Origin of the sequence: Mesorhizobium sp. M4B.F.Ca.ET.089.01.1.1 (assembly GCF_004022605.1) — a bacterium.
Lineage (GTDB): Bacteria > Pseudomonadota > Alphaproteobacteria > Rhizobiales > Rhizobiaceae > Mesorhizobium > Mesorhizobium abyssinicae.
In genome coordinates this window covers 1-6,645 of record NZ_RZOS01000324.1, presented here as the reverse complement: position 1 = coordinate 6,645, position 6,645 = coordinate 1, and the positions used below count along the sequence as shown (strand labels likewise).

Annotated in this window: 5 protein-coding genes and 1 pseudogene; 3 read left to right on the top strand and 3 right to left on the bottom strand. The window is 64.9% G+C overall.

Annotation, left to right across the window (positions count from 1 at the left end):
- The 3 genes and pseudogenes from EN780_RS24380 to gcvP form a co-directional block, all read left to right on the top strand.
- Positions 1–127, top strand: a pseudogene (locus EN780_RS24380) (glycine cleavage system aminomethyltransferase T); the annotation flags it as partial.
- A gap of 6 nt (positions 128–133) precedes the next feature.
- A complete protein-coding gene (gene gcvH, locus EN780_RS24375) occupies positions 134–502 on the top strand; it encodes a glycine cleavage system protein GcvH (RefSeq protein WP_127287394.1) in 369 nt (122 codons plus the stop codon).
- A 17-nt stretch (positions 503–519) separates the two neighbouring features.
- The gene (gene gcvP, locus EN780_RS24370) at positions 520–3,330 is read left to right on the top strand and encodes an aminomethyl-transferring glycine dehydrogenase (RefSeq protein WP_128275547.1); all 2,811 of its coding nucleotides are present in this window, start codon (positions 520–522) and stop codon (positions 3,328–3,330) included.
- 12 nt (positions 3,331–3,342) lie between these two features.
- On the opposite strand, the gene EN780_RS24365 is transcribed toward gcvP, so the two are convergent.
- The 3 genes from EN780_RS24365 to EN780_RS24355 all read right to left on the bottom strand — a co-directional run bounded on the left by EN780_RS24365 (position 3,343) and on the right by EN780_RS24355 (position 6,513).
- Positions 3,343–4,512, bottom strand: a complete 1,170-nt coding sequence (locus EN780_RS24365) for a GGDEF domain-containing protein (protein WP_127391508.1) — start codon at positions 4,510–4,512, stop codon at positions 3,343–3,345.
- Between the two features lie 339 nt (positions 4,513–4,851).
- Positions 4,852–5,325 carry a tetratricopeptide repeat protein gene (locus EN780_RS24360; RefSeq protein WP_127285766.1) on the bottom strand — a complete coding sequence of 158 codons (474 nt, stop codon included), beginning with the start codon at positions 5,323–5,325 and terminating at the stop codon, positions 4,852–4,854.
- 222 nt (positions 5,326–5,547) lie between these two features.
- Entirely contained in the window at positions 5,548–6,513 is a 966-nt protein-coding gene (locus tag EN780_RS24355) for a type II secretion system F family protein (RefSeq protein WP_127285765.1), read from the bottom strand.
- Between the last annotated feature and the right edge of the window lie 132 nt (positions 6,514–6,645).

Genomic DNA, 6,645 nt, shown 5'->3' with positions numbered 1-6,645 from the left:
CATGGGCTATGTCAACACAGAGCACGCCAAGTCCGGAACAAAACTGTTCGCCGATGTGCGCGGGACGAAAATCCCGATCGATATCAACCCCTTGCCCTTCACACCTCATCGCTACCGCAAAGGATAAGTCCCGATGGCAAAGACCTATTTCACCGAAGACCATGAATGGCTGCGTGTCGAAGGCGGCGTCGCCACGGTCGGCATAACCGACTATGCGCAAGAGCAGCTCGGCGATCTCGTCTTCGTCGAATTGCCGGAAACCGGCCGCAAGCTGACCAAGGGCGACACCGCCGTCGTGGTCGAGTCTGTCAAGGCGGCATCCGACGTGTATGCGCCGGTCGACGGCGAGATCACCGAGGCCAACAGCTCGCTGTCGTCGGACCCTTCGCTGGTCAATTCGGCCGCCACCGGCGACGGCTGGCTGTGGAAGATGAGGCTTTCCAACGAAAGCCAGCTCGAAGGCCTGCTCGATGAGGCCGCCTACAAAGCCCATATCGGCTGAAAAGCAGGATAGTTACGATGACCGCAGCACCATACCCCTTCTCGGCCCGCCATATCGGCCCCGGCCTCAACGATGTCCGAGCGATGCTGGCCGTGATCGGCGTTCCGTCGGTCGAGACGCTGATCAGCCAGGCCGTGCCGAGATCGATCCGCCTCGACCTGCCGCTGACCCTGCCCGCGCCGGCCAGCGAAGCCGAGGCGCTGGCCGAATTGTCTGCGACGATGGCGAAGAACAAGGTGCTGAAGAGCTTCATCGGCACCGGCTATCACGGCGTCCACGTGCCGCCGGTCATCCAGCGCAACCTGTTCGAGAACCCGGCCTGGTACACCGCCTACACGCCCTACCAGGCCGAGATCAGCCAGGGCCGGTTGGAAATGCTGTTCAACTTCCAGACCCTGGTCACCGAATTGACCGGTCTGCCGGTGGCGTCGGCCTCGCTGCTCGATGAGGCGACAGCCGTCGCCGAAGCCGTCGGCATTGCGCTGCGCCATCATCGCGACAAGCGCACCAAGGTGGCGCTCGCCGGCACGCCGCACCCGCAGACGCTGGATGTCGTGCGCACCCGCGCCGAGCCGCTCGGCACCGAGGTCGACGGCGAGACGATCGACGACAACACCGCCGCTCTGCTCGTTTCCTGGCCCGACACGTTCGGCGTCTATGGCGACCACAGGGCGGCGATCGAGAAAGCCCGCGCCACCGGCGCGCTGGTCATCTTCATCGCCGATCCGCTCGGCCTGACGCTGACCGACACGCCAGCCAAGCTAGGGGCCGACATCGCCGTTGGCCCGATGCAGCGCTTCGGCGTGCCGATGGGTTTTGGCGGCCCGCATGCCGCCTATTGCGCCGTTTCCGACAAGTTGACCCGGCTGATGCCTGGCCGCCTCGTCGGCCAGTCGACCGACAGCAAGGGGCGTCCTGGCTACCGGCTGGCGCTGCAGACGCGCGAGCAGCACATCCGCCGCGACAAGGCGACCTCCAACATCTGCACCGCCCAGGCGCTGCTCGCCAACATGGCGACCGCCTATGCGATCTGGCATGGTCCCGCCGGCCTGCAGGCGATCGCCGAGCGCATCCATGGGCTCGCCAGCCGCCTGGCCGCCGGCTTAACCGCATCGGGCGTTTCCGTGCTCGGCGCCAGCCGCTTCGACACGGTGACGGCCGAAGTGAAGGGCAAGGCGAAATCGATCGCCGCCGCCGCCGAGAAGATCGGCCGGCTGCTGCGCGTCATCGACGTCGACCATGTCGGCGTCGCCTTCGACGAAACCTCGACCGAGGCCGACCTCGAGGCGATCGCCGCGCTGTTCGGCGCCAAGGCCGCCGCGGCGGCCGATCGCACCGTGCCGGGTAAACCGCGCGGCAAGGAGTTTTTGACCCAGCCGGTCTTCCACGAGAACCACTCCGAGACCGACATGATGCGCTTCCTGCGCCGGCTGGCCGACAAAGACCTTGCGCTCGACCGCGCCATGATCCCGCTGGGATCCTGCACCATGAAGCTCAACGCTGCGGCCGAAATGATGCCGGTCAGCTGGCCTAGCGTCGCCAACCTGCATCCCTTCGCGCCTGCCAGCCATTCGGCGGGGTATCGCGCCATGGTCGGCGAACTGGAGGGCTGGCTGTCGGAGATCACCGGCTTCGACGCGGTCAGCCTGCAGCCCAATGCCGGCAGCCAGGGCGAATATGCCGGGCTGCTCGCCATCCGCGCCTATCACCGCTCGCGCGGCGAAAGCCATCGCACCGTATGCCTGATCCCCTCCTCCGCGCATGGCACCAATCCGGCAAGCGCGGCGATGGCGGGAATGAGCGTCGTCGTCGTGCGCTGCCTGGAGGACGGCAATATCGACATGGACGACATGAGGGCCAAGGCCAACGAGCATTCCAAAAATCTTGCGGCGCTGATGTTCACCTATCCCTCGACGCATGGCGTTTACGAGGAAGGCGCGCGCCACCTCTGCGCCCTCATCCACGAACATGGCGGCCAGGTCTATTTCGATGGCGCCAACCTCAACGCCCTGGTCGCCCTTGCCCGTCCCGCCGATATCGGCGCCGACGTCTGCCATATGAACCTGCACAAGACCTTCTGCATCCCGCATGGCGGAGGCGGCCCCGGCGTCGGCCCGATCGGCGTCAAGGCCCACCTGAAACCCTATCTGCCGGGTCATGTCACTGAAGGCTCTGCGCATGCGGTGTCGGCAGCACCCTTCGGCAGCGCGTCCATCCTGCCGATCACCTGGATGTACATCCGCATGATGGGCGCTTCCGGCCTGAAGCAGGCTACCGAGACCGCCATCATCTCGGCCAACTATGTGGCGACGCGGCTCGCGCCGCACTTCCCGCTCCTCTACAAGGGCAGGCACGATCGCATCGCGCACGAGTGCATCCTCGACACCCGCGTGCTCAAGGAGAGCGCCGGCATCAGCGTCGATGACATCGCCAAGCGCCTGATCGACTACGGCTTCCACGCGCCGACCATGTCGTTCCCGGTCGCCGGCACGCTGATGGTGGAGCCCACCGAGTCCGAGCCCAAGCGCGAGCTCGACCGCTTCTGCGAGGCGATGATTGCCATCGCCGGCGAGGCGGCCAAGGTGGCGAAGGGCGAGTGGCCGCTCAACGACAACCCGCTGGTCAACGCGCCGCACACCGCGGCGGAGGCGCTGGCCGGCGAGTGGTCGCATCCCTATTCGCGGCTGGAGGCGGCCTATCCCGCCGGCGATGCCGACACGTCGGCCAAATACTGGCCGCCGGTATCGCGCATCGACAATGTCGCCGGCGACCGCAACCTCGTCTGCTCCTGCCCGCCGCTGTCGGAATATCTGGGCGCCGCCGAGTAGCCTGGCCGGCAATCAGGCGGAACGCAGGGCCGGCCCGCCGGCCTTGCTCTCCTTGTCGAGGACGAGCACGCGGTTCCGTCCGGCGTGCTTGGCGGCATAGAGCGCCTTGTCCGCCTCGGCCAGCACTTCGTCCAGGCTGCTGCCGCCGGCCGCGCCAAAGCCGATGCCGCCACTGACGGTGCTTCGCAACGGACCGCGCGGCGTCGGCACGACCTCGGCGCCGAAGGCGACGCCGATCTTGCTGGCAAGATCGTAAGCTTTCTCTTCCGTCATGCGCGAGATGACCAGCGCGAACTCCTCGCCGCCCAGGCGGAAGGCGTCGACGCCGTTCCTGCCGTACTTCCTGATGATCGCGGCGAAGCGGCACAAGACCTTGTCGCCGACCGGATGGCCGAACAGGTCGTTCGTCCTCTTGAAATGGTCGAGGTCGAACATGACGACCGCCATGAACGGACCGAAGGCGCGCTCGCCGTAGAGCGAGTTCAGCGCCCGCCGGTTCATCAGCCCTGTCAGCGGATCGGTCAGCGTCTCGGCCTTCAATTCGATCTGCGCCTGCAGGTGATGCAGCGAAAGCGTCAGCGCGCCGAGACCGGTCATGCAGGCGACCGCCACGACGGTATTCAGCCGCTCCGCCCAGTTATCGGGCGCCACGCCGAGCACCCATTGTCCATGGATCGCCAGCATCGCGCCGCATAGCGCGAAGGACACCGCACAGGTACCGCTGAGAAACGAGACGACCAGCAGGATCCGACGATCGTGACCGCCCTTGGTCCAGAACATCACCCCGATCACGGCGAGCAGCGCCGTGACGGTCGTATAGGTGATGATGAAGCCGACACCGTCAAAGCCGAGATAGGTCACGAGCGCGCAGACGGCCATGGCCGTCACCGTCGGCACAACGACGCTGCCCTGGTTGCCGACACCCAGATATTGCATGGCTGACAGGCAGATGATGAGGAAGCCGAGGCTGAGCAGCGCCAGCACCGCCTGGCAGAGCCAGGGGTTGGGCTCCTTGGTGTACTGCCAGAACAGCACGACATGCGCGACGAGCACGAGGATGCCGCACGCCACCGTCAGCACGAAGCGCGCCCGCGGAGCGGTGAACCAGATCGCCAGCATGGTTATGCTTAGGCACGTGCCCGACAGCGCCGCCGCGAGCAGGAGCGAACTAAAATCCAACATTCTTGAGCGCAGCCTCTTGGGAGTCGTCGGTTGCACCCCCATTCTAGGTTAACGGCGGCCCGCCGACACCGTTTTCCGCTAACCTTTCAGCCCTACTTTCAGACAAGGTTTACAAAGCGTCCACTACTTAGCAGGGCAGATACGAAGACTAGGAACGTTATGGTTTAGATTGGAACAGTTCTGTTGCGACCCCGTGTCGATTCCTCCCAAGGAGGACGCACGCCGATGTTGTGCTGCGGGCAAGCCAGCGGACGAGGCGGGCCGTCCGCCAGCGCGAAACCAACCGGCGAATAGCCGGTCAATTCGAGCGGGACGACCCAGTCCAGTCTGGTAAGGCCTCTAGCTCTTGTTCAGCAGTGCCAGATTGGCGTCGACGACGGTCTGGTCGGCCATGTGGGCCTTGGCCTCGAGCAGCAGGACTCTGGCCTTCTTCTTGTTGCCGCGCAGCAGCTGCGAATAGCCCATATTGTTGACGATCTGCGGTTTGCGCCCGGCGACCTTCAGGAGCTGGTCGTAGGCGCGGTCGGCGAAGTCGAAACGGCCGAGCTCGTCATAGGAAGCGGCGAGCCCCATCCACGCCTCGGCATTGTCGGCCTTGAGCTCGACCGCCTTGCGGAAATGCTTTTCGGCAAGGCCGTAATTCGCTTCGCGGAACTGCGCCTTGCCTTCCGCCAGGTCCGACGCGCTGACGTCCTTGGACGTCGGCTGGATCGCGGTCGTCTTGGTCGTGTCGACGGCGTTGTTGGTCGTGCAACCGGTGATCATCAAGACGGCTGCCAGTGCGGCCGCTGCCGTGGGAAGTCTGTGACGCATGCCCCTGCCCCATCGCCCGATTTGCCGGGTCGTTCTTCAGGAAGCACTCTACAAGAGGGCGATTAACCTTCGGTGCCGAAACGCGCCTAAGAATTGGTTTCGAACAAAGGTCCAATTCGACCCAAGGTCTGTTGAGACTCAGGTCAGGCCGAGCCGGAGTCGGAGACGGGCGCGAAGCGACCAAACTAGGCGGATTCCGAGAACCGGCGCGGAGCGTAAACCTTAGTGCGCCGTCATTTTGACGATGATGGGAATGATGGCGATCATCAGCACCACGGGCAGGATGCACACCGTCACCGGCACCGACATCTTGGCTGGCAAGGCATGCGCCTTTTCCTCCGCGAGCGACATGCGCTTGTGGCGCATTTCGTCGGAGAAGACGCGCAGCGCGCCCGACAGGCTGGTGCCCAACTCCTTCGACTGCTGCAGCAGCGTTGCGAAGGAGCGCACCTCATCGAGGCTCAAGCGATCGGCGAGCGCCTTCAGCGCGTCGTCGAGGCTGCGGCCAGCCCTCAGTTCCAGCGAAACCAGCTGCAGGTTCTGGCTCAGCGCCGGATAGGTCTTGGCGAGCTCCTTGGAGACGCGCTCGATGCCGGCCTCCATGCTCATGCCGGCATCGGAGCAGACGATCATCAGGTCCATGAAGTCGGGAAAGCCATTGCGGTATTCGCGCATCTTCTCCCGCACCTTCTGGCTCAGCACCAGGCCGGGCAGGAAGTAGCCGGCGGCGCCCGAAAGGATGACGAAGCTCCAGCGGCTGGTCATGGTCGAATCGGCGCTGGCCATCCAGTGGTTGACCAGGAAGGCGCCGAGAGCCAGACCGATGAAGGCCGCGAAGCGGATCAGGAAGAAGGTGCCGATCGCGCGCGGTTCCATGTAGCCGGCCTGGATGAGCTTCATGCGCAGCCGCGCGACATTTTCCGGGTCGCTCTTGGCGTAGAATTCCTGCGCCCGCTTTACCGCCTTCTCGCGCACCGCGTTGGAATTCTTGCGCGGCGCCGGTTCGGCCTGTTCGACGGGTTTGCTCGCCTCCTCGACCTTCAGCCGGCGCTTGACCTCGTTGCGGTCGCCCTTGGCAACGACCAGCGGCCAGGCCACCGCGCTGCCGCCGAGCAGGAGCAGCAGCACTGCCACCGGCATCAGCGAGGTCGGCGCGAGCGAGGCGAGGAATTCGATCACGCGCTGCATGTCAGAACCGGAAGTTCGACATCTTGAACATGATGGCGTTGCCCAGCATCAGCCAGGTTATCGAGCCGCCCAGCAGGTACCAGGTCTTCGCTTCGCCCCACACCTCGCGATAGAACCGCGGCATCAGCACCA